Origin of the sequence: Streptacidiphilus sp. ASG 303 (genome assembly GCF_020991365.1) — a bacterium.
Classification (GTDB): domain Bacteria; phylum Actinomycetota; class Actinomycetes; order Streptomycetales; family Streptomycetaceae; genus Peterkaempfera.
In genome coordinates this window covers 187,736-207,465 of the sequence record NZ_JAJLRA010000003.1, presented here as the reverse complement: position 1 = coordinate 207,465, position 19,730 = coordinate 187,736, and the positions used below count along the sequence as shown (strand labels likewise).

General features: G+C 77.0%; 16 protein-coding genes and 1 pseudogene. 14 read left to right on the top strand and 3 right to left on the bottom strand.

Annotated elements, in window-relative coordinates; genetic code table 11:
• Window positions 1–99: 99 nt before the first annotated feature.
• The 11 genes and pseudogenes from LO771_RS05735 (at window position 100) to LO771_RS05685 (ending at window position 12,605) form a co-directional block, all read left to right on the top strand.
• Entirely contained in the window at window positions 100–1,539 is a 1,440-nt protein-coding gene (locus tag LO771_RS05735) for an NAD(P)/FAD-dependent oxidoreductase (RefSeq protein ID WP_230648656.1), read from the top strand.
• A 109-nt stretch (window positions 1,540–1,648) separates the two neighbouring features.
• On the top strand, window positions 1,649–3,304 hold the full coding sequence (locus LO771_RS05730) for a succinic semialdehyde dehydrogenase (RefSeq protein WP_230648654.1): 1,656 nt from the start codon (window positions 1,649–1,651) through the stop codon (window positions 3,302–3,304).
• Window positions 3,305–3,421: 117 nt separating this feature from the next.
• Window positions 3,422–5,269 (top strand): FAD-dependent oxidoreductase, encoded by a 1,848-nt coding sequence (locus LO771_RS05725; protein ID WP_230648652.1) that lies wholly within the window; start codon window positions 3,422–3,424, stop codon window positions 5,267–5,269.
• A gap of 127 nt (window positions 5,270–5,396) precedes the next feature.
• A complete protein-coding gene (locus tag LO771_RS05720; RefSeq protein ID WP_230648649.1) occupies window positions 5,397–6,014 on the top strand; it encodes a TMEM175 family protein in 618 nt (205 codons plus the stop codon).
• 44 nt (window positions 6,015–6,058) lie between these two features.
• Window positions 6,059–6,682, top strand: a complete 624-nt coding sequence (locus LO771_RS05715) for a DUF4231 domain-containing protein (protein WP_230648646.1) — start codon at window positions 6,059–6,061, stop codon at window positions 6,680–6,682.
• Window positions 6,683–7,936: 1,254 nt separating this feature from the next.
• Window positions 7,937–8,248, top strand: coding sequence for a chorismate mutase (locus tag LO771_RS05710; protein WP_230648643.1), 312 nt, complete (start codon window positions 7,937–7,939; stop codon window positions 8,246–8,248).
• 121 nt (window positions 8,249–8,369) lie between these two features.
• The gene (gene guaA, locus LO771_RS05705) at window positions 8,370–9,965 is read left to right on the top strand and encodes a glutamine-hydrolyzing GMP synthase (protein WP_230648640.1); all 1,596 of its coding nucleotides are present in this window, start codon (window positions 8,370–8,372) and stop codon (window positions 9,963–9,965) included.
• 115 nt (window positions 9,966–10,080) lie between these two features.
• Window positions 10,081–10,689: a Uma2 family endonuclease gene (locus tag LO771_RS05700; RefSeq protein ID WP_230648638.1), complete on the top strand. Its 609-nt coding sequence runs from the start codon at window positions 10,081–10,083 to the stop codon at window positions 10,687–10,689.
• 143 nt (window positions 10,690–10,832) lie between these two features.
• Window positions 10,833–11,327, top strand: coding sequence for a hypothetical protein (locus tag LO771_RS05695; protein WP_230648635.1), 495 nt, complete (start codon window positions 10,833–10,835; stop codon window positions 11,325–11,327).
• Window positions 11,328–11,501: 174 nt separating this feature from the next.
• A pseudogene (locus LO771_RS05690) lies at window positions 11,502–12,041 on the top strand (DoxX family protein); the annotation flags it as partial.
• Window positions 12,042–12,116: 75 nt separating this feature from the next.
• On the top strand, window positions 12,117–12,605 hold the full coding sequence (locus LO771_RS05685) for a Rieske (2Fe-2S) protein (RefSeq protein ID WP_230649071.1): 489 nt from the start codon (window positions 12,117–12,119) through the stop codon (window positions 12,603–12,605).
• A 58-nt stretch (window positions 12,606–12,663) separates the two neighbouring features.
• Here the strand turns inward: LO771_RS05685 and LO771_RS05680 are convergent, their stop codons facing one another.
• From LO771_RS05680 to LO771_RS05670, 3 genes are all read right to left on the bottom strand, one after another.
• Window positions 12,664–13,776 carry a hypothetical protein gene (locus tag LO771_RS05680; RefSeq protein ID WP_230648632.1) on the bottom strand — a complete coding sequence of 371 codons (1,113 nt, stop codon included), beginning with the start codon at window positions 13,774–13,776 and terminating at the stop codon, window positions 12,664–12,666.
• Window positions 13,777–14,028: 252 nt separating this feature from the next.
• Window positions 14,029–14,403 (bottom strand): hypothetical protein, encoded by a 375-nt coding sequence (locus LO771_RS05675; protein ID WP_230648630.1) that lies wholly within the window; start codon window positions 14,401–14,403, stop codon window positions 14,029–14,031.
• Window positions 14,400–15,941, bottom strand: a complete 1,542-nt coding sequence (locus LO771_RS05670; protein ID WP_230648627.1) for a PspC domain-containing protein — start codon at window positions 15,939–15,941, stop codon at window positions 14,400–14,402. The genes LO771_RS05675 and LO771_RS05670 overlap by 4 nt, the downstream gene beginning before the upstream one ends.
• A 159-nt stretch (window positions 15,942–16,100) precedes the next feature.
• Between LO771_RS05670 and LO771_RS05665 the strand changes: the two genes are divergently transcribed.
• From LO771_RS05665 to LO771_RS05655, 3 genes are all read left to right on the top strand, one after another.
• The gene (locus tag LO771_RS05665; RefSeq protein ID WP_374228085.1) at window positions 16,101–17,573 is read left to right on the top strand and encodes a PspC domain-containing protein; all 1,473 of its coding nucleotides are present in this window, start codon (window positions 16,101–16,103) and stop codon (window positions 17,571–17,573) included.
• Window positions 17,570–18,277, top strand: coding sequence for a response regulator transcription factor (locus LO771_RS05660; protein ID WP_230648621.1), 708 nt, complete (start codon window positions 17,570–17,572; stop codon window positions 18,275–18,277). The genes LO771_RS05665 and LO771_RS05660 overlap by 4 nt, the downstream gene beginning before the upstream one ends.
• A gap of 172 nt (window positions 18,278–18,449) precedes the next feature.
• The gene (locus LO771_RS05655; protein WP_230648618.1) at window positions 18,450–19,715 is read left to right on the top strand and encodes an acyltransferase family protein; all 1,266 of its coding nucleotides are present in this window, start codon (window positions 18,450–18,452) and stop codon (window positions 19,713–19,715) included.
• Window positions 19,716–19,730 lie beyond the last annotated feature (15 nt).

Sequence of the window (19,730 nt, the reverse complement as noted above, 5' to 3'; positions counted from 1 at the left end):
CGCGGGGCCCCCGCGCGTACGGTGGAGGGGAGGCCGGGAGCGGGTCCGCCCGCTCCGGTGCCGCGCGCCACGTGCCCGTGCTCCCCCTAGGAGGCCGCCATGGCCGTCACGGACCGGCTGCCGCAGCAGCCCCTGCAGGTCGACGCGGTGGTCGTGGGGATGGGGCCGGGGGGCGAGGAGGTCGCCGGGCGCCTGGCCGACGCCGGCCTGGACGTGGTCGGCGTCGACGAGCGGCTGGTGGGCGGCGAGTGCCCGTACTGGGGCTGCATCCCCTCCAAGATCATGGTGCGTGCGGCCGGCCTGGTCGCCGAGGCCCACCGCATCCCGGGCACGGTGGGCACCGCCATGGTCCACCCGGACTGGCGTCCCGTCGCGCGGCGGCTGCGGGCGGTCACCGACGAGTGGGACGACAAGGCCGCCGTGGACCGCTTCACCACCCGCGGCGGCCGGTTCGTGCGCGGCCGGGGCGTGCTGACCGCGCCGGGCGAGGTCACCGTGGAGACGTCGGACGGCGCCGAGGTGGTGCTGCGGCCGCGCCGGGCGGTCGTCCTCGCCGTCGGCTCCGAGCCGGCCGTGCCGCCGGTGCCGGGCCTGTCCGCGGTCCCGTACTGGACCAACCGCGACGTCGTCGAGGCGGACCGGCCGCCCGCCTCCCTGCTGGTGCTGGGCGGCGGCGCCGTCGGCCTGGAGCTGGGCCAGGCCCTGCAGCGCCTCGGCACGGCGGTGACCGTGGTCGAGGCGGCGCCCCGGCTGCTCGGCCGGGAGGAGCCGGAGGCGGGGGAGCTCCTGGTGCGGGCGCTGACCGGGGACGGGCTGGAGGTCCACACCGGGACGGCGCTGACGTCGGTGGCGTACGACGGCGACCGGGTCACCGCCTGCTGCGTGCGCGGCGAACGGCTGGCGGCGGAGCGGCTGCTGGTGTCGGCCGGGCGGCGGGTGGACCTGGCGCGGTTCGGCGCCGGGGTGCTCGGGGTGGACGACACGGCGCCCGCGCTGCCGGTGGACGCCCGGATGCGGGTGCTCGCCCCCGGCGTGCCCGGGGCGTCCGGCCCCCGCGGGCCCGGTCCGGGCGTGTGGGCGGTCGGCGACGTGACGGGGCACGGCGCGTTCACGCACATGGCGGTGTACCAGGCCGACGTGGCGGTGCGGGCGATCCTCGGGCGGGGCGGCCCCCGGGCCGAGTACCACGCGGTGCCCCGGGTCACCTTCACCGACCCGGAGGTCGGCGCGGTGGGGCTGACGGAGGCCCAGGCCCGGGAGCGGGGTACCGCGGTCCGGATCGGCCGGGCCGACACGGCGGCGACCGACCGCGGGCTCACCCACGGCCCGGGCGCCGACGGCTTCGTCAAGCTCGTCGCCGACGCGGACGCCGGGACCCTGGCCGGCGGCACGGTCGCGGGCCCGTACGCGTCGGAGATGCTGGGCGCGCTCTCGGTGGCGGTGGCGGCCCGGGTGCCGGTGGCCGAGCTGCGGCAGACCGTCTGGGCGTTCCCGACGTTCCACCGGGCGATCGGCGACGCGCTGCGGCAGCTGGCCTGAGCCGGCCGCCGGGCCGTCCGCCGACCGCGCCAGCAATCACTGGCGTTTTCTGTACCAAGTGGTTACCGCCGGGTACCCAAGGCGCCCCGCAGCGCCTACGCTTCCCGGCATGACGGACACCACGCTGGACAGTGAGAACGGCGCCGCGCCCCGTCGGCCCGACCACGACACCGCCCGGGACGGCAACCCCGCCGCGCCCGGCGGCGGCCGGACCGTCGCCGAGGCGGTCACCGCCGACCTCGTCGCCCGCCTCGCCCGCGGCGTCACCGCCGCACCCGGGGCCGCCACCGCCCGCACCCGCGCCCCCCTCACCGGCGAGGTGCTGGCCGAGCTCCCCCTCTCCACCCCGGACGACGTCGAGGACGCCTACCGCCGCGCCCGCGCCGCCCAGCCGGCCTGGGCCGCACTGCCGGTCCGCCGCCGCACCGCCGTCCTGCTGCGCTTCCACGACCTGCTCCTCGCCCGCCAGGACGAGGCCCTCGACCTGGTCCAGGCCGAGACCGGCAAGGCCAGGATCCACGCCTTCGAGGAGGTGCTGGCCGTCGCCGGCGCCGCCCGCCACTACGGCCGCGCCGCCGCCGGGTACCTGAGGGACCGCCGCCGCGGCGGCGCGATCCCGGTGCTCACCCACACCGTGGAGGCCCGCCGCCCCAAGGGCGTCGTCGGCCAGATCTCGCCCTGGAACTACCCGCTGGAGCTCTTCGCCGGCGACGCCCTGCCCGCCCTCGCCGCCGGGAACGCCGTCGTCACCAAGCCCGACACCCAGACCGCGCTGACCGCCCTGTGGGCGCGCGAGCTGATCGTCGAGGCCGGACTGCCCGCCGACCTGTGGCAGATCGTGGTCGGCGACGGGCCCGTCGTCGGCCCCGCCGTGGTCGACGGCGCCGACTACGTCTCCTTCACCGGCTCCACCCGCACCGGCCGCGACGTCGCGCAGCGGGCCGCCGCCCGCCTGGTCGGCGCCTCCCTGGAGCTCGGCGGCAAGAACGCCATGCTCGTCCTCGCCGACGCCGACCTCGACCGGGCCGCCGAGGGCGCGGTGCGGGCCTGCTTCTCCTCCGCCGGGCAGCTCTGCATCTCCATCGAGCGGCTCCTCGTGCACCGCTCCGTCGCGGACGCCTTCCTGGAGCGCTTCACCGCCCGGGTGCGCGCCATGCGCCTCGGGGGCGGCCTCGCCTACGGCGCCGACATGGGCTCCCTGGTCTCCGGGCGGCAGCTGGAGACCACCACCCGGCACGTCGCCGAGGCCGTGGAGAAGGGCGCCACCGTCCTGGCGGGCGGCCGCGCCCGCCCCGACCTCGGGCCGCTCTTCCACGAGCCCACCGTCCTCGACGGGGTCGAGGAGTCGATGGCCGTCTGCACCGAGGAGACCTTCGGCCCGGTCGTCTCCGTGTACCGCTTCGACACCGAGGACGAGGCGGTCGAGCGCGCCAACGCCACGCCCTACGGCCTCAACTCCAGCGTCTGGACCCGCGACACCCGCCGCGGCCGGGCCGTCGCCGCCCGCCTGCGCACCGGCACCGTCAACGTCAACGAGGCGTACGCCGCCGCCTACGGCTCCAGCGGCGCCCCCATGGGCGGCATGGGCGACTCCGGCCTCGGCCGCCGGCACGGCGCGGAGGGCATCCTCCGGTACACCGAGGCCCAGACCGTCGCCACCCAGCGGCTGCTGCCCATCGCGCCCTCCCTGGGGATGGACGACGAGCGGTTCGCCGCCCTCCTCACCCGCAGCCTCAGGGCGATGAAGGCGCTCCGCCTCAGGTAGCCCCGGCCGCGCCCCCGCCGGCTCCGCCGGCCCGCCCACCCGTCCGCCGTTCGCCCACCCGCCCTGTGTCCGCCGCCCGCGCCGCGCGGTACCGCGGCATGCCCGGAAGGAGCCCCGATGACGAGCACCCCCGAGGAGCCCCGGCAGGCCCCGGAGCCCCCGCAGTCCCCAGGGCCCCGGCAGGCGGGGGAGTTCGACCACGACGTGATCGTGGTCGGCTCCGGCTTCGGCGGCTCGGTCTCCGCGCTGCGCCTGACCGAGAAGGGCTACCGCGTCGCCGTCCTGGAGGCCGGCCGCCGCTACGCCCCCGGCGACCTGCCGAAGAACTCCTGGGACGTCCGCAACTACCTCTGGGCGCCCGCCCTCGGCCTGTACGGCATCCAGCGCATCCACCTGCTGCGCAACGTCCTCATCCTCGCCGGGGCCGGCGTCGGCGGCGGCTCCCTCAACTACGCCAACACCCTGTACGTGCCGCCCAAGGCGTTCTTCGAGGACCGCCAGTGGCGCCACATCACCGACTGGCAGGAGGAGCTCGCGCCCTTCTACGACCAGGCGCAGCGGATGCTCGGGGTGCGGCCCAACCCCACCCTCACGCCCTCCGACGTCCACCTGCGCGCCGCCGCCGAGAAGATGGGCGTCGGCGACACCTTCCACACCGCCCCCGTCGGGGTCTTCTTCGGCGACGGGCAGGACGGCGACGGCGCGGCGAAGGCCGCCCCCGGCGCCGAGACCGACGACCCGTACTTCGGCGGCGCCGGCCCCCGGCGGCGCGCCTGCACCGAGTGCGGCGAGTGCATGACCGGCTGCCGCCACGGCGCCAAGAACACCCTCACCGAGAACTACCTCCACCTCGCCGAGCGCGGCGGCGCCGAGGTCCACCCCCTCACCACGGTCACCCGGATCACCGAGCACGGCGGCGGCTACGCCGTGCAGGTCCGCCGCACCGACGCCCGCCGGGCCGGGACGCGCACCCTCACCGCCCGGTACGTGGTGGTCGCCGCCGGCACGTACGGCACCCAGTCGCTGCTGCACGGGCTGCGGGACGGCGGCCACCTGCCCCGGATCTCGCCCCGCCTCGGCGAGCTGACCCGCACCAACTCCGAGGCGCTGGTGGGCGCCCAGACCACCGACCGCCGCTACGGGCAGCGCGCCGACTTCACCCGCGGCGTCGCCATCACCTCCTCCGTCCACCCGGACGAGAACACCCACATCGAGCCCGTCCGCTACGGCAAGGGCTCCAACTCCATGGGCTTCCTGTCGGTCCTCCAGGTGCCCGGCGGCGGCCGCGGACCGCGCTGGCTGCGCTTCCTGGGCGCCGCCGCCGCCCACCCCGTCGCCTTCGCCCTGTCGATGAGCAAGCGCCGCTGGTCCGAGCGGACCATCATCGGCCTGGTGATGCAGTCGCTGGACAACTCCCTCACCGTCTCCGCGAAGCGCAAGGGTCTCGGCAAGGGAAAGCTGACGTCGCGTCAGGGGCACGGCGCTCCCAACCCGGGCTGGATCCCGGCCGCCGAGCAGGCCGCCCGCCTCCTCGCCGCCGAGATCAACGGCTTCCCCGGCAGCACCGTCGGCGAGATCTTCGACATCCCGCTCACCGCCCACTTCATCGGCGGCTGCGCCATCGGCGACAGCCCCGAGACCGGCGTCGTCGACCCCTACCACCGCCTGTACGGGCACCCGGGCGTCAGCGTCGTCGACGGCTCCGCCATCTCCGCCAACCTCGGTGTCAACCCCTCCCTCACCATCACCGCCCAGGCGGAGCGCGCCATGTCGATGTGGCCCAACAAGGGCGAGGCCGACCCCCGGCCGGCCCAGGGCGAGGCCTACCGCCGCGTCCGTCCGGTGGCGCCCGCCGCCCCGGCCGTCCCCGAGGCGGCCTTCGGCGCCCTGCGCCTGCCGCTGCTCCCCGTCCCGTCCGTGCCCGCGAGGCGGACGGCGGGGGAGCCCGGGGCCGCCGGCGCCTGACGGACGGGCCGGGGCGGCGGCGTCCGCCCCGGCCCGCGGCCCCGTCGGCGTGCCGCAACCCCGCGCGCACCGGTGCACGTCCGTGGCACGATGCCGCTGCCGTGCAGCGACTGCCAGCGGGGAGCCCATGAACGAGTCCGGCCGGGTGGAGGCGTTCAGCGACGGCGTCTTCGCCATCGCGATCACGCTGCTCATCCTGGAGATCAAGGTCCCGCCCCACGCGGGGGACCACCTGTGGCGCGCGCTCGCCCAGCAGTGGCCCTCGTACGCCGCCTACGTGGTCACCTTCCTGGTCATCGGCATCATGTGGGCCAACCACCACACCGTCTTCGGGTACGTCGCCAGGGTCGACCGGACGCTCGTCTTCCTCAACCTGCTGCTGCTCCTGGTGGTCGCGGCCCTCCCGTGGCCGGCCGCCCTGCTGGCGGAGTACCTGCGCGACGGCCGTGCGTCGCACGTGGCCGCGGCGGTGTACAGCGGGTTCATGGTCATGCACGCGGTCACCTTCGCCGCACTGTGGTGGTGGCTGACCCGGAACGGCCACCTGCTCGACCCGAAGGTCGACGTCGCGGTGGCGCGCCGGACGCGCGCCCGGTTCGCGGCGGGCAACGCCGTCTACCCGGCCCTGGTGGCGCTCTCGTTCGTCTCCGCGCCGCTGACCCTGGCCCTGCACGGGGTGATGGCGGTGTACTACGCCTTCAACCAGCTCTCCGTCCCCACCCGGGGGAAGGACGCGGAGGCCTGATGCGGCGGGTGCGCCCCGCCGGTCCCGACAGGAGGCGGCAGACCGTGGCGACGCAGGACGACCGGAGGCTCCCCGCTCCCGCACCGGAGGACCCGGCACCCGAGGACCCCGTGTCCGAGGACCCGGCACCCGACGACCCGGCCCCGGGGGCCCGGGCGCCCGGGGCCGCCGGCGCCCGGGCCCGCGTCCCCGCGCCGGGGGCGCCCGCGGACGCGTCCGCACCCCCGGCGGGCGCCCCCGACCCGCTGCTGGACCACGTGCTCGCCCAGCTGGCCTGGTACGGGCGGTCGCGCGCCCGCGCCCGGCGCACCCACCGGGCCGTGGAGCTCGCGCTGCTCACGACGACGTCGGCGACGGTGGTGGCCTCCGCGCTCTCCGCCCCGGCGTTCGCCACGGCCGCGGTCGCCGCCGGGAGCGTCTTCCTCACCGGACTGCGCCAGCTGCTCGGCCCGGGAGAGCGCTGGGCGTCCGCCGGTGTGGCGTGGCAGGAGCTCCAGCAGGCCGTGGTGCGCTACCGGCTGCTGCCGGAGGCGGAGCGGGACGCGGCGGCCCGCGAGGCGCTGCTGGCCCGCGCGGAGGAGGTCGCGCTGAACGAGACCAGGCTCTGGGCGGAGGGCCGCAGGGCGGCCCTGCCCGGCCCCGGCGCGGGGGGCTCCCCGGCGGGGTAGCGGCGGGCGGCGCGCCCGCCCCCGGCGGCGAACCCGCCGACGGCAGCAGGAGTGGCAAAGGCAAAGGGCCCCGCGGGGAGCGGGGCCCTTTGTCGTTCAGCACGCGGCGTCAGGGCAGCGCCGGTGCTGGGGGGACGGCGCCGGGGGAGGAGCGCCGTCCGGAGGAGTGGCCTGGGGTGCGCAGGGCTGGGGTGCGCAGGGCTGTACGGGAGTGGCGTGGTCGGGAGTGTTCCGGGGTGGAGCGGGTGGCGATGGGGCCTGGACACGGTCGAGCGATCACTGAGCGTGAGGTGGCGGACGGTGCGACCGTGCCGACCGCGCGCGGTCGCGACCGGTACCGCCGGCTCCGCGACCGCGGTGGCGGTGAACCCCCTCATCAGCATCGTGGGGGACGGAGAGGGGTCCGTGCAACCGGTTCGGCACACTCGGTGACGTCCGTTCCGCCGGGGCGGGCGGCCGCCGGGCGCCGGGGTGGCGCGGCCTGGCGATCGTCACTCTGTGTAAGGATGCTCTCGGGGCGCGCGGGAGAGGTGCGCGCGCCCGTGGGGAGTGGTGGCGCGCCCCGCGTACGTTCGGGGAGGCGCCGTCGGCGGGACGGCCGGCCCGGGCGTCCCCGGGACCGGCCGCCCTTCCTTTTCAGTCGTGACCGGGCCGCTGTCCCCTGCTTTCCGATCACAGCACCGGCGCGGTGTCCCACGGCGCACGGTCCGTCCCGGCCGGCGCGAGCCGGTGGCGGGTCGGGCCGCGCGCCTCAACGCGCCGGCGGACTGGAGGTTCCACGCGTGGTCCTGCGTGCCGTACGCAACGGCCCCGTGCGAGGGGCCGGCGCCCCGCCCTGGCTGGTGCGGGGGCGCTCGTACGGTCGCCGGGAACAACGAGCCCGGGCGGTGGCCGGTCACGCCCGCCGCCGCGGCCGAACGGGTGAAAGACCGGGCTGCCGCCCGTCGCCCGGGCCCGCCCGCCCCCGGGTACCCGCCCCCCTGCGGTGTTCCGCTACCGATCGGTCCATAATGAGGGCATGTCCAGAGCGGCTCAGCACGTTTTCACCCAGGGCGCCGGCGGGTCCGGATGCCGTCGTGCTGCTGCCGCGTGAACGACTGACGCAGACTCCGCACAGGCGCCCCGGGCCGGAAGGTCCGGGGCGCCCGTCGTTCCCGAGGTCCGCCGGCCGGGCGCCCCGCCCCCAGGAACCCCAGGAACCCCAGGAACCCCAGGAACCCCAGGAACCCCAGGAACCGCAGGAACGAGGACCCCGTGAACGCCGACACAACCCCCGCCGCCCCCGCCCCCACCCCTGCCGCTCCCGCCGTGGACGCGGACGGGGCCGAGGCCGTCATCGCCGCCGCCCGCTCCCGGATCGACGACCTCGACGCCCGCATCATCGACCTGGTCCGGCAGCGCAGGGCCGCCTCCGCCGAGGTCCAGGCGGCCCGGATCGCCGCCGGCGGCCCCCGCCTCGCCCTCACCCGCGAGCTGCAGGTCATGGAGCGCTTCCGGGCCGGGCTGGGCGACCCCGGCGCCGAGGTCGCCAGGCTGCTGCTGGAGCTGTGCCGCGGCCGCGCCTGAACCCGCTCCGCCGCCCCCTCGCGGCCCCCGCACGCCCCTCCCCGGGCCGTCCGGCGGGCCGCGGGGCGGCGGCCGGTAGACTTGGGCTCCGACCCCCCGCACACCCGCCGGAAGGCCGCACGTGGCATCAGCGACCCCCGCACACTCCGACCAGGCGCCCGACACGGTCCTGGTCGTCGACTTCGGCGCCCAGTACGCCCAGCTCATCGCACGGCGGGTCCGCGAGGCCCGCGTCTACAGCGAGATCGTGCCGCACACCATGCCGGTGGCGGAGATGCTGGCCAAGGACCCCAAGGCGATCATCCTCTCCGGCGGGCCCTCGTCCGTGTACGCGGAGGGCGCCCCGGCGGTGCAGCGCGAGCTGTTCGAGGCCGGCGTCCCGGTCTTCGGCATCTGCTACGGCTTCCAGGCGATGGCCCTGGCCCTGGGCGGCGACGTCGCCCGGACCGGCCTGCGCGAGTACGGCCGCACCCCGATGAGCGTCTCGCAGCCCGGCTCGACCCTCTTCGAGGGCGTCCCCGGCGACCAGTCGGTGTGGATGTCCCACGGCGACTCGGTCTCCGCGGCTCCCGAGGGCTTCACCGTGACCGCCGCCACCGAGGGCGCCCCCGTCGCCGCCTTCGAGTGCGACGAGCGCCGGCTGTACGGCGTCCAGTACCACCCCGAGGTGCTGCACTCCACGCACGGCCAGCAGGTGCTGGAGCACTTCCTCTACCGCGGCGCCGGGCTCGCCCCGACCTGGACCACCAGCAACGTGGTCGAGGAGTCGGTCGAGGCGGTCCGCGCCCAGGTCGGCTCCAAGCGGGTCGTCTGCGGCCTCTCCGGCGGCGTGGACTCCGCCGTCGCCGCCGCCCTGGTCCAGCGGGCCGTCGGCGACCAGCTGACCTGCGTCTTCGTCGACCACGGCCTGCTGCGCAAGGGCGAGGCCGAGCAGGTCGAGAAGGACTTCGTCGCCGCCACCGGCGTGAAGCTCAAGGTCGTGGACGCGCAGGAGCGCTTCCTCTCCGCGCTCGCCGGGGTCACCGACCCCGAGGAGAAGCGGAAGATCATCGGCCGCGAGTTCATCCGGGTCTTCGAGCAGGCCGCCCGCGAGGTCGTCGAGGAGGCGGGCGCCACCGGCGAGCCCGTCGAGTTCCTCGTCCAGGGCACCCTCTACCCGGACGTGGTGGAGTCCGGCGGCGGCGCCGGCACCGCCAACATCAAGTCCCACCACAACGTCGGCGGGCTCCCCGACGACATGCAGTTCCAGCTGGTGGAGCCGCTGCGGCGCCTCTTCAAGGACGAGGTCCGCATGGTCGGCCTGGAGCTGGGCCTGCCGGGCGAGATCGTCTGGCGCCAGCCCTTCCCCGGCCCCGGCCTCGGCATCCGCATCGTCGGCGAGGTCACCCGCGAGCGCCTGGAGCTGCTCCGCGACGCGGACGCCATCGCCCGCGCCGAGCTCACCGCCGCCGGCCTGGACCGAGACATCTGGCAGTGCCCGGTCGTGCTCCTCGCCGACGTCCGCTCGGTCGGCGTCCAGGGCGACGGCCGCACCTACGGCCACCCGGTCGTGCTGCGCCCGGTCTCGTCCGAGGACGCCATGACGGCCGACTGGTCGCGCGTCCCCTACGACGTGCTGGCGCGGATCTCGACCCGCATCACCAACGAGGTCGCCGACGTCAACCGCGTGGTGCTGGACGTCACCAGCAAGCCGCCGGGCACCATCGAGTGGGAGTGATCCCCACCTCCCGTCAACGGCCGCGCCGCCACCCGGCTTCCCACGGGTGGCGGCGCGGCCGTTTCCGCCCGCCTACGCTGGTGGACGGCCAGGATCCCGTGCCATGGGAGGAACCATGACCGCAGAGCCGCTGCCCCAGCCGAAGCAGTCGGCCGTCCCGGACTGGCTGATCCCGCCGGAGGACGGCTTCACCGCCGAGGACTTCCTGCGGATGGCCGCACTCCCGCCGCACTCGGAACTGATCGACGGGAGCCTGGTCTTCGTGAGCCCGCAGCGGAGTTTCCACTCCCTGGCGATGTACCTGCTGGAGCACGGCCTGCGCCGGACGGCGCCGGAGGACCTGCGGGTCCGGCGGGAGATGAGCGTGGTGCTCGGGCCGCGCCAGTGCCCCGAGCCCGACCTTCTCCTCGTCCGCGCGGAGGCGGTCGGGGGCTCGGAGGAGACCCACTACGCGGCAGCCGACGTCGTGCTCGCCGCCGAGGTCGTCTCCCCGGACTCCGAGACCCGCGACCGGGAGCGCAAGCCCCAGCTCTACGCGGCGGCGGGCATCCCGCACTTCTGGCGGGTCGAGCGCTCCCCGGAGGACGGCCGACCGGTGGTCTACGTGTACGAGCGGGACCCGGCCACCCGCGCCTACGGGCTCACCGGCATCCACCACGACCGGCTGCGGCTCACTGTCCCCTTCGGGATCGACGTCGACCTGACGGGGATCGACCGGCTGTAGCGGAGCGGGCCCCAGGCCGCGGCCCGGCGCCGGTTCCCTGACAGTGAACAGGGCGGGCCGCTGAGCTGGGCCGCGCGGATCCGCCGGGGTTCCCCGCGTCCGACTTGTTGTCATGGACGTGCCGCACGGCTTCACTGCTGCCCATGACGACAACCCTCCGCAGAGTCCTGGTCGGCGCCGCGGCCGCCCTGTCCACCGTGCTCGTCACCGCCACCGACGCCTCCGCCGTCACCAAGCTCACCCAGGCCCAGGCCGAGTCCATGTTCCGCAACGCCGGGATCACCTGGTCCTCCTCCGGCGGCTGCACCAACCGCAACGTCTCCACCTGCACGTCGTTCGACCAGCTCAACCTCACCAGCGCCCAGGGCGCCGTCACCCTCAAGCAGGCCAGCGGCTGCGCCCTCAACATCACCGGCGGCACCGAGACCGGCCACGCCAGCGGCACCTACAGCCACTGGAACGGCTACAAGCTCGACTTCAGCCACTACACCTGCCTGACGAACTACGTGCACAGCGCCTTCTCCTACATCGGCCTGCGGGGCGACGGCGCCCCCCAGTACAAGTCCGGCGCGGGCAACATCTACGCCGACGAGGGCAGCCACTGGGACGTGACCTTCTACAACTGCGGCGGCTGCTGACCCGCCCGCACGACCGCGCCCGCACCCGACCGTCCCCCTCGGACGCCCCGGCCGCCGCACGGGTCACCCTCCGTACGGAACCCCTCACGGCCGGGCCGCGTAGTGACGTGTGGCCGGAGGTGCGCCGCCGGGGCCCGGCGGCGGAGGAGGACGGGAGGGTGCGGCATGGCGGACATGGCGGACTACGGGACGGTGGTCGCGCCCGGCGCGGGCCGGCGCAGGGCGCGGGCCCGGCTCGGCCCCGACGGCGACGGCGGAGCCCGCGGCAGGGCGGCGCGCCACGCGCTCGTCCCGCTGCGGCTCTTCCTCGGGGCGACCTTCGTCTACGCGGGCCTGGACAAGCTGTCCGACCCGCACTACCTGGCGGGCGCCGCCGACGCGGCGTCGTTCGCCGCGCAGACCCGGGCGGTGAGGGCCGCCAGTCCGATCGGCCCGCTGCTCGACGCCGCCCTGCACACCCCCACCCCCTTCGCCCTGGCCATGGCCTTCGGCGAGCTCGCGGTGGGGCTCGGCGCGCTCCTCGGCTTCTGGACCCGGCTGGCCGCGCTCGGCGGCGCCCTGGTCAACCTCTCCCTCTGGCTGACCGTCAGCTGGCAGGTCCACCCGTACTACCTGGGCAACGACGTGCCGTTCCTGGCGGCCTGGGTGCCGCTGCTGCTGGCGGGGGCGCCGACCCTGTCGCTGGACGCGCTGCTGGCCGGCCGCTCCCGCCGGGAGCGCGCCTCGGGCGCCGCGCCGGGGACGGTCCGGCGGCGGGCGCTGGTCGACGCGGGGGTCGCGGCGGTCGCCGTGGCCGGCACCGGCCTGCTCGCCGGCTCGCTTGCCGCCCGGCTCGGGCGCCGCGGGGGCGCGGCGGGCACGGCCGCCCCGTCCCCGGGGACGCCGGGGGCGCCCGCAGCGTCCGCGCCGGGCGGCGCGCCGTCCGCCGGGGCCTCCGCGGCGCCCCCGCCGCCCGCCGGGGACGGCGGCGGACCGACGGTGGCGGCGTCCGCGGTGGCGGTGGGCGGGGCGGTGAAGACCGCCGACCCGGCGACCGGCGACGCCGTCTACGTGCTCCAGCCGGAGCAGGGGCGGTTCACGGCGCTGTCGGCGGTCTGCCCGCACGCCCAGTGCGTGGTCAACGCCCCCAAGGACGGCAAGCTGGTCTGCCCCTGCCACGGCTCGCAGTTCGACGCGGCGACCGGGGCGCTGCTGGTCGGCCCGGCGACGCAGGGGCTGGCCCGGTACGGGATCACCCGCAGCGGCGACCGGATCCGGCTGGGGAAGCGGCAGGCCTGACGGCGGACGGGCGCCCGGGCCCTCGGTCCGGGCACCCGTCCCGGCCCCGGACCGGCGCTCAGTCGGCGGCGGAGGAACCGGTCCCGGCGGCGTCCCGGCACAGGCGGCGGGCCTCCCCGGACAGCAGCGCGCAGAGCCGGTCCGCCGCCTGCCGGGAGTGGTGGTGCACCCGGTAGTAGCTGACCATCCCGGCGACGCACGGGCCGCGCTGGCCGGCCGGGGCCTCCTCGCACCGGTCGGCCGCCCACCGCTCCCGGTCGATGTTGTACTTCATGATCCGCGAGCCCATGCCCCGGGTGCAGGCCTCCCGGCCGCCGTCGCCCACGGGTGCGCCGCGGCACCAGGCCAGCCCGGCGGCGTAGGACTCCGGGTGGTGCGCGTAGTCGTGCCGCTGGAGGAAGTACACGGGGGCGTAGAAGTAGCAGGCGCCGCGGAAGGCGGCGGGCTGCTCCGGGCACGGGTACAGGGGCTCGGCTGCCAGGGCGCGGGCGGGCAGGTTCGCCGTCGCCCGGGGGTCGCTTTCGTCCGGTTCGAAGAGCTGCATGAAGACGCCCTCGGCGCAGGCGGTGACGGCGTAGGCGGCGGTGAACCGGGAGCAGAGCCGCTCGGCGCCGGCGACGTCCAGCCGGGTGACGAACATGGCGCCGTGGCCGATGCCGTGGATGCAGGAGGCGGACTGCTCGGGCGCGCAGAGGGTCGTCACGTCGGTGGCCGGGTGCGGGCTGTCGGCGAGGGTCTCCTCCACGATGCCGTGCAGGTAGCCGGAGCCGCAGACGTCGTCGCGGAAGCGGGCGGCGGCGGCGAAGTCGCCCCGGTACCTCACCAGGGCGGCGTGGCCGAGCTCGTGGGCGATGGGGTGGCAGTACCGGGCCGTGACGGGGTGGGAGCGGGTGGCGCGCTCCAGGTCGGCCAGGGCGCGGCCCGGGTCGGCGGCGTCCAGCTCGGCGACCAGGCGGTCGCGCAGGGCGGTGCGGCTCCACGGGTCGGCGGCCGGCCGCCGGGACGGCGCGGGCGGCGCGGCGGTGCCGCCGGGGGCGGGACGGGCCGCGGCCGTCGGCGGGGGCGCGGCCGCCGCCGGCGGGGCGGGGGCGGACCAGTCGGTGGTGGCGACGGCGAACACGCCCGCCAGGTAGAGCGCGAACGCGGCGACGACGGCTGTCGGACGGATCAAGGCTGCCCCCGTGGCGTGCTGCGTACGTCCCTGCGGTCACCGGGGAGGACGCCGCACGGGCGCCGGGGGTTGCACGGGCCGGTGCACCCGGCGCGTGGCGCCGCCATCGCGCCCCCCGCGTCGGCCCGGTCGCCCGCCGCCCGGCCCGGCGCCGCCCCGTCCCGCTGCTCCGTTCGGCTGCCCCGTCCGGCTGCTCCCTCCCGCTCCGGGCCGCTGGGCCGTACGGGTGGCGCGGGGCCGTCCCGGGGGCCGCTACGGTGCGGGCGGCCCGGGTGCGCCGCCGTGGGACGGGCCCTGTGCACCGGGCTCCGCGGCCGGGCCGGGGACGGTGACCGCCGGCCCCGCCCCGCGCGCCGCGTCCCCCACGCGCGCCGCGTCCGCCGCGTCCCCCACGCGCGCCGCGTCCCCCGCGCCGACGGCGTCGGCCGGCCCGCGGCCGCCGCGGCGCGCCATCCGGGCCACGGCCCCGGCCAGGCCCGCCGTGCCCAGCGCGATCAGGGCGACCGGGATCACGATGCGCCCGTTCACCGTCAGGTCGTTGACCGACGCGACCAGGTAGAGGACCGCTATGCCGGTGAACGCCGCCCCGGCGATCAGGGAGAAGACGTCGGTCTCGTGCCGCTTCATCGGCGGACCACCCTTATGGTTCCCAGCCCGACCTGGAGGTCGAGCGTGACGGTGCCCTTCGATTCTGTCCCGGGCGGCGGCGGCAGGTCGGCCCTCCGCTCGTTCCCGACCCCGCCGGAGCGGGTGCCGTCGGGGAGCCGGATGTCCCCGGCGCCGCTGCGCGCGGTCACCACCAGCCGCACGCCGGACGGCACGGTCACCCGCAGGTCGCCCGCCCCCAGCCGCACGCCGGTGGCGACGGTGCCCCCGGCCGGGTCGATGCGGCCGAGGTCGAGGACGGCGTCGCCCGCGCCCAGGCTGTAGGTCCGCTGCACCTGCGCGACCCCGGACGGCGCCCAGGTGCGGTCCCCGGCGGAGGCGTGCAGCGGCACGGCGGAGGTGCCGGAGGCGGCCAGCGCCGCGGTGGTCAGCAGCGCGGGCAGCACCAGGCCGCGCGCCCGCCCCCGGACGGTGGCGAGCAGCAGCGCCAGTCCCTGGACCAGCAGGACCGCCGCCAGCACGGTGGTCAGCCGGGCCCCGCCGCTCCCGCGGCCGGACAGGGCCCACACGGCCGCGCCCGCCGCGAGGGAGAGCGGCAGGGCGGCCGCGCCGAGCCCGCCCCGCCCGCGGCGGCCGCGCCGGCACCCGGACCCGTGGGGGTGCCGCCGGTACGGCGCGTCCGGCGCCGCGGCCGCCGGGGGGTGCGGGGCGCCCGCCGGGCCCGGCTTGCGCAGCGGGTCCCCCTGCGGGAGGTCCTCGCGCTGCCACCAGGCGGCGGGGGCGGTCGGCGGCACCGGCACGTCGTGGGGCGCGTACGGGTTGCGCTCGGGGTGCCGGGGGTCCCAGCGGTACCCGGTCGGGGACGGCGCGGCGCGCCGCACCTCCTCGCGCCCCTCCGCCAGGGCCGTCCGGAGGGCCGCGCGCGCCTCGGCCCACGCCTCCGCGGCGTCCTGGTGCCACGGGGCCCCGCCCCCGCCGTCCGGCCCTCCCGGACCGCCGGCGGTGCCGCCGCCGTCGGCGGTGCCGGCGGGCCGGCCGCCGACACCGGCGTGCGGCCGGCCCGGGCCGCGGCCCTCCTCCTGCCGGCGGCGCCGCTCGGGGTCGTAGCGCATCGCGAGGAAGACGAGCCCCCCGAGCAGCAGCACCGGGAAGAGGTGGTTGCCGTGGTCCATCCAGGAGAAGAAGACGCCGGTGCCGATGACGGTGAGCAGCACCGCGCCGATCGACTGGGCGTCGACGTGGCCGGTGAGGAGCCGCTGGATCTCCGGCCTGCGCTCCCCCTCGGCGGGCACGATCAGCCACGCCAGCCCGTACAGGAAGAGGCCGAGCCCGCCGGAGAGGCAGAGCACGGCGATCACCACGCGGAAGACCACGGGGTCGATGTCGAGGTGCCGGCCGAGGCCGCCGCAGACACCGGCCACCACCCGGTGGCGGTCGCTGCGCACCAGCGGGGGGCGGGCGCCGCCGGGCCGTCCTGCCGCCGGGGAGCCATCGGGTCCCGGGGCCGCCGTCGAGGCGCGCCCGTCGGCCGGCGGGGGTTGCGTGCGGTCGTCCGTCATGGATCCATCCTGCGGGTGCGGGGGGTCCCGGCCAACCCGTTCCGGCCCGGCCCGGACCCTGATCTCTCCCTGAGGAAGTCCGGGGCGCGACCCTGATGCGCACGCCCCCGCGGACGTGTGACGATCGGTGGCGTGGCAGCACCCGGTACCGAACCCCCCGTGAACACCGCCCCGTCCGAGCCTCCCGCGGCCCCCGCGCCGGCGCCCTCCGCGCCGTCCTCCCCGGGCGCCCCGGCTCCCGGACCGGCGGGCGCGGCGGGCGCGGCGGAGGAGCCGCCCCCGTACCGGCGGCTCTACCGCAGTCCCGAGCGGCGCGTGGTGGGCGGGGTCGCGGGCGGCCTCGCCGTCCACCTGGGCCTGCCGGTGGCGTGGGTGCGCGCCGCGTTCGTGCTGCTCTTCTTCGCGGACGGCATAGGCGTGCTGCTCTACGCCGCCTTCTGGTTCGTGGTGCCGCTCGGCATCGGCGAGCCCGCGCGCGGGGGCGGCCCCGGCCAGTGGGCGTACGTCGGCGGCGCCTTCGTCCCGGGCACCGGCGGGGAGCCGCTGCGCAAGCGCGGCGGCGGCCGGATCGGACGGCTGCGGGAGGCCCTGCAGCGGACCTTCCAGGGCGAGACCTTCGGCCTGCCCCCGGACGCGGCCGCCGCGGCCCCGCCGCGCCGCACCGGCCGGGAGAACGCGGGCCAGCTGGTGGCGCTGCTGGCCCTGGTGGTGGGCGTCCTCACGCTGCTCAACGCCCTGCACGTCCAGGCCGCCAAGCCGTACGTCTGGCCGCTGCTGACCATCGGCGCGGGCGTCGCGCTGGTGTGGCGGCAGGCCGACGACTCGCGCTGGCAGCGCTGGTTCGGCCTGGACGGCAGCCGCCGCCGCACCGCCGTGGCGCGGATCGGCGCGGGCGTCGTGCTGGTGGCCGCGGGCATCGTCGGGCTGCTGGTGCTGCAGGGGTCGGAGACCCAGCTCGGCGCGGTCCTGGAGGCGTCGCTCGCCGTGCTGGCGGGCGTGCTGGTGCTGGTGGGCCCGTACGCGCTGCGGATGTGGCAGGACCTGGGCGCCGAGCGGCGCGAGCGCATCCGGGCGCAGGAGCGGGCGGAGATCGCCGCCCACCTCCACGACTCGGTGCTGCACACCCTCACTCTCATCCAGCGCCACGCCGAGGACCCCCGCGAGGTCGCCCGCCTGGCCCGCGCGCAGGAGCGCGAGCTGCGGGTGTGGCTGTACCGGCCGGAGGCGGCCGCGGAGACCCCCGACACCCTGGCCGAGCGGGTCCGCAAGGTCGCGGCCGAGGTGGAGGACCTGCACGGGGTGCCGGTGGAGGTGGTCTGCGTGGGCGACTGCCCGATGGACGAGCGCCTCGTGGCGCAGATGCAGGCCGCACGCGAGGCCGTGGTGAACGCGGCCAAGTACGGTGGCGGGGGACCGGTCCAGGTCTACGCCGAGGTGGAGGGGGCGACGGTGTGGGTCTTCGTGCGCGACCGCGGCCCCGGCTTCGACCCCGAGGCGGTGCCCGAGGACCGGATGGGCGTCAGGGAGTCGATCATCGGCCGGATGCGCCGCAACGGCGGCCACGCGCGGGTGCGCCCCGCGCCGGCCGGCGGTACCGAGGTCGAGCTGGAGATGGAGAGGGCGGACGCATGACCGGGGCAGGGGAAGAGGCCGGGGCGGCACCGGGCCGCACGGCGCGGGTGGTGCTGGTCGACGACCACCGGATGTTCCGCACGGGGGTGCGCGCCGAGATCGGCGACACCGGGCGGACCGGCATCGACGTCGTCGGCGAGGCCGACGACGTGGAGCACGCGGTGCAGGTGGTCACCGCCACCCGCCCGGACGTGGTGCTCCTCGACGTGCACCTGCCGGGCGGCGGCGGCGTCGAGGTGCTCCGCCGCTGCGCGCCGCTGATGGCCGAGGGGGCGGACGGCGCGGCCGCGGTCCGCTTCCTGGCGCTGTCGGTGTCGGACGCGGCGGAGGACGTCATCGGGGTGATCCGGGGCGGGGCGCGCGGCTACGTGACGAAGACCATCACCGGCGCCGACCTGGTGGCGGCGGTCTTCCGGGTGGCGGACGGCGACGCGGTGTTCTCGCCGCGGCTGGCCGGCTTCGTGCTGGACGCCTTCGCGGCGACGGACACCCCGCCGGTGGACGAGGACCTCGACCGGCTCACCCAGCGGGAACGCGAGGTGCTTCGACTCATCGCGCGCGGGTACGCGTACAAGGAGATCGCCAAGCAGCTCTTCATCTCGGTCAAGACGGTGGAGAGCCACGTGTCGGCGGTCCTGCGCAAGCTGCAGCTGAGCAACCGGCACGAGCTGACGCGGTGGGCGACCGCCCGTCGGCTGGTCTGACGGCCGGTCGCCCCGCCGCGGCGGGACGGGGATGCGGCGTGCCGGTCCCGTGTGGGTCTTTTCACCCCCGCGGTCCGGACCCGGGGTCCGGCCCGCCGCGTGGGTAGGGTCGGCCGGGTCGTTGCCGAGTGCGGCGGCAGGCAGAAGACCCCGATCCGGAGAGACCGGCCCCATGCCACCGACTGTCACCCTGGTGAGACCCCCGGACCCCGACCGCGGCCCCGGACGCGCGCCCGACCGCCCGCCGGAGGGGCAGCAGGCCGGCCGCCCGCCCGAGGGGCGGCGGCCGGACCGCGCCCCCGGCGGACCGCAGCGCGTGCGGCCCGCCCGGCCGCGCCTGTACGTGCTCGACGGGCTGCGGCTGCTGGCCGCCCTCGGGGTGATGTCCTGGCACTACACCGGCATCCAGGAGCACGAGGCCATCTGGGGCGGCCGGACCCGGGACGCCGTCCCCGAGGCGCACGCGGTCGGCCAGTACGGCTGGATGGGCGTCGAGCTCTTCTTCCTCATCAGCGGCTTCGTCATCTGCATGTCCTGCTGGGGGCGCACCCCCAAGGACCTCTTCCGCTCCCGGGTGGTGCGGCTGCTGCCCGCCTACTGGGTGGGCGTGCTCGCCACCTCCGCGGCGCTCTTCCTCGTCCACCCGCCGTGGGTGAGCGGCCCCGGGCTCACCTTCAGCAAGGTGCTCGCCAACCTGACGATGGGGCAGTCCGGACTGAGGGCCGGCGACATCGACCCGGTGTACTGGACCCTCTGGGTGGAGCTGCGCTTCTACGTCCTCTTCGCGGTCGTCGCGGCCCTGGGCGTCACCTACCGGCGGGTCGTGCTGTTCTGCGGCGTGTGGATGCTCGCCGTGCTGCTCACCCCCCGTGCGGGCCTGCCGCTGCTGGACCTGGTGGTCATGCCCCAGTACGCGCCGTTCTTCATCGCCGGCGTGGCCATGTACCTGATGTACCGGGTGGGGCCCAACCCGCTGCTGTGGGGCATCGTGGGCTTCTCGTACCTGGTCGCCCAGTGGCAGATGCACACGCTGGTCATCCCCTACGTCAGCGGCTCCAAGCACCCGCTGTCGTTCCCCGTGGTGCTGGCGCTGCTCACCCTCGCCTTCCTGGCCGTGCTCGGCGCCGCGCTCGGCGTCTTCAGCAGGGTCCGCTGGAAGTGGCTCACCGCGGCGGGCGCGCTGACCTACCCGCTGTACCTGCTGCACCAGGAGCTGGGCTGGATCGCCCTGATGAAGCTGCGGGACACCATGCCCCCGTACGCGCGGCTCGCCGTGGTGGCCGCGGCCGTGCTGGCCGCCGCGTGGCTGGTGCACCGGCTGGTGGAGCGGCCCGCCTCCCGGCTGCTGCGGCGCTGGATCGACTCCTCGTTCGCGTCGCTGCGGGAGGCCGACGGCGCCGAGCGGGAGGAGCGGGCCGCCGCGCGCAGCGCCGCCTGACCCCGCCGCCCGCGG

What these genes read in the sequence shown, in the direction of transcription:
- LO771_RS05675 (WP_230648630.1), bottom strand. Translation starts at nt 14,403, where the DNA reads ATGAAGCGGCACGAGACCGACGTCTTCTCCCTGATCGCCGGGGCGGCG.
- LO771_RS05670 (WP_230648627.1), bottom strand. Translation starts at nt 15,941, where the DNA reads ATGACGGACGACCGCACGCAACCCCCGCCGGCCGACGGGCGCGCCTCG.
- LO771_RS05700 (WP_230648638.1), top strand. Translation starts at nt 10,081, where the DNA reads ATGACCGCAGAGCCGCTGCCCCAGCCGAAGCAGTCGGCCGTCCCGGAC.
- LO771_RS05720 (WP_230648649.1), top strand. Translation starts at nt 5,397, where the DNA reads ATGAACGAGTCCGGCCGGGTGGAGGCGTTCAGCGACGGCGTCTTCGCC.
- LO771_RS05660 (WP_230648621.1), top strand. Translation starts at nt 17,570, where the DNA reads ATGACCGGGGCAGGGGAAGAGGCCGGGGCGGCACCGGGCCGCACGGCG.
- LO771_RS05695 (WP_230648635.1), top strand. Translation starts at nt 10,833, where the DNA reads ATGACGACAACCCTCCGCAGAGTCCTGGTCGGCGCCGCGGCCGCCCTG.
- LO771_RS05735 (WP_230648656.1), top strand. Translation starts at nt 100, where the DNA reads ATGGCCGTCACGGACCGGCTGCCGCAGCAGCCCCTGCAGGTCGACGCG.
- LO771_RS05725 (WP_230648652.1), top strand. Translation starts at nt 3,422, where the DNA reads ATGACGAGCACCCCCGAGGAGCCCCGGCAGGCCCCGGAGCCCCCGCAG.
- LO771_RS05655 (WP_230648618.1), top strand. Translation starts at nt 18,450, where the DNA reads ATGCCACCGACTGTCACCCTGGTGAGACCCCCGGACCCCGACCGCGGC.
- LO771_RS05730 (WP_230648654.1), top strand. Translation starts at nt 1,649, where the DNA reads ATGACGGACACCACGCTGGACAGTGAGAACGGCGCCGCGCCCCGTCGG.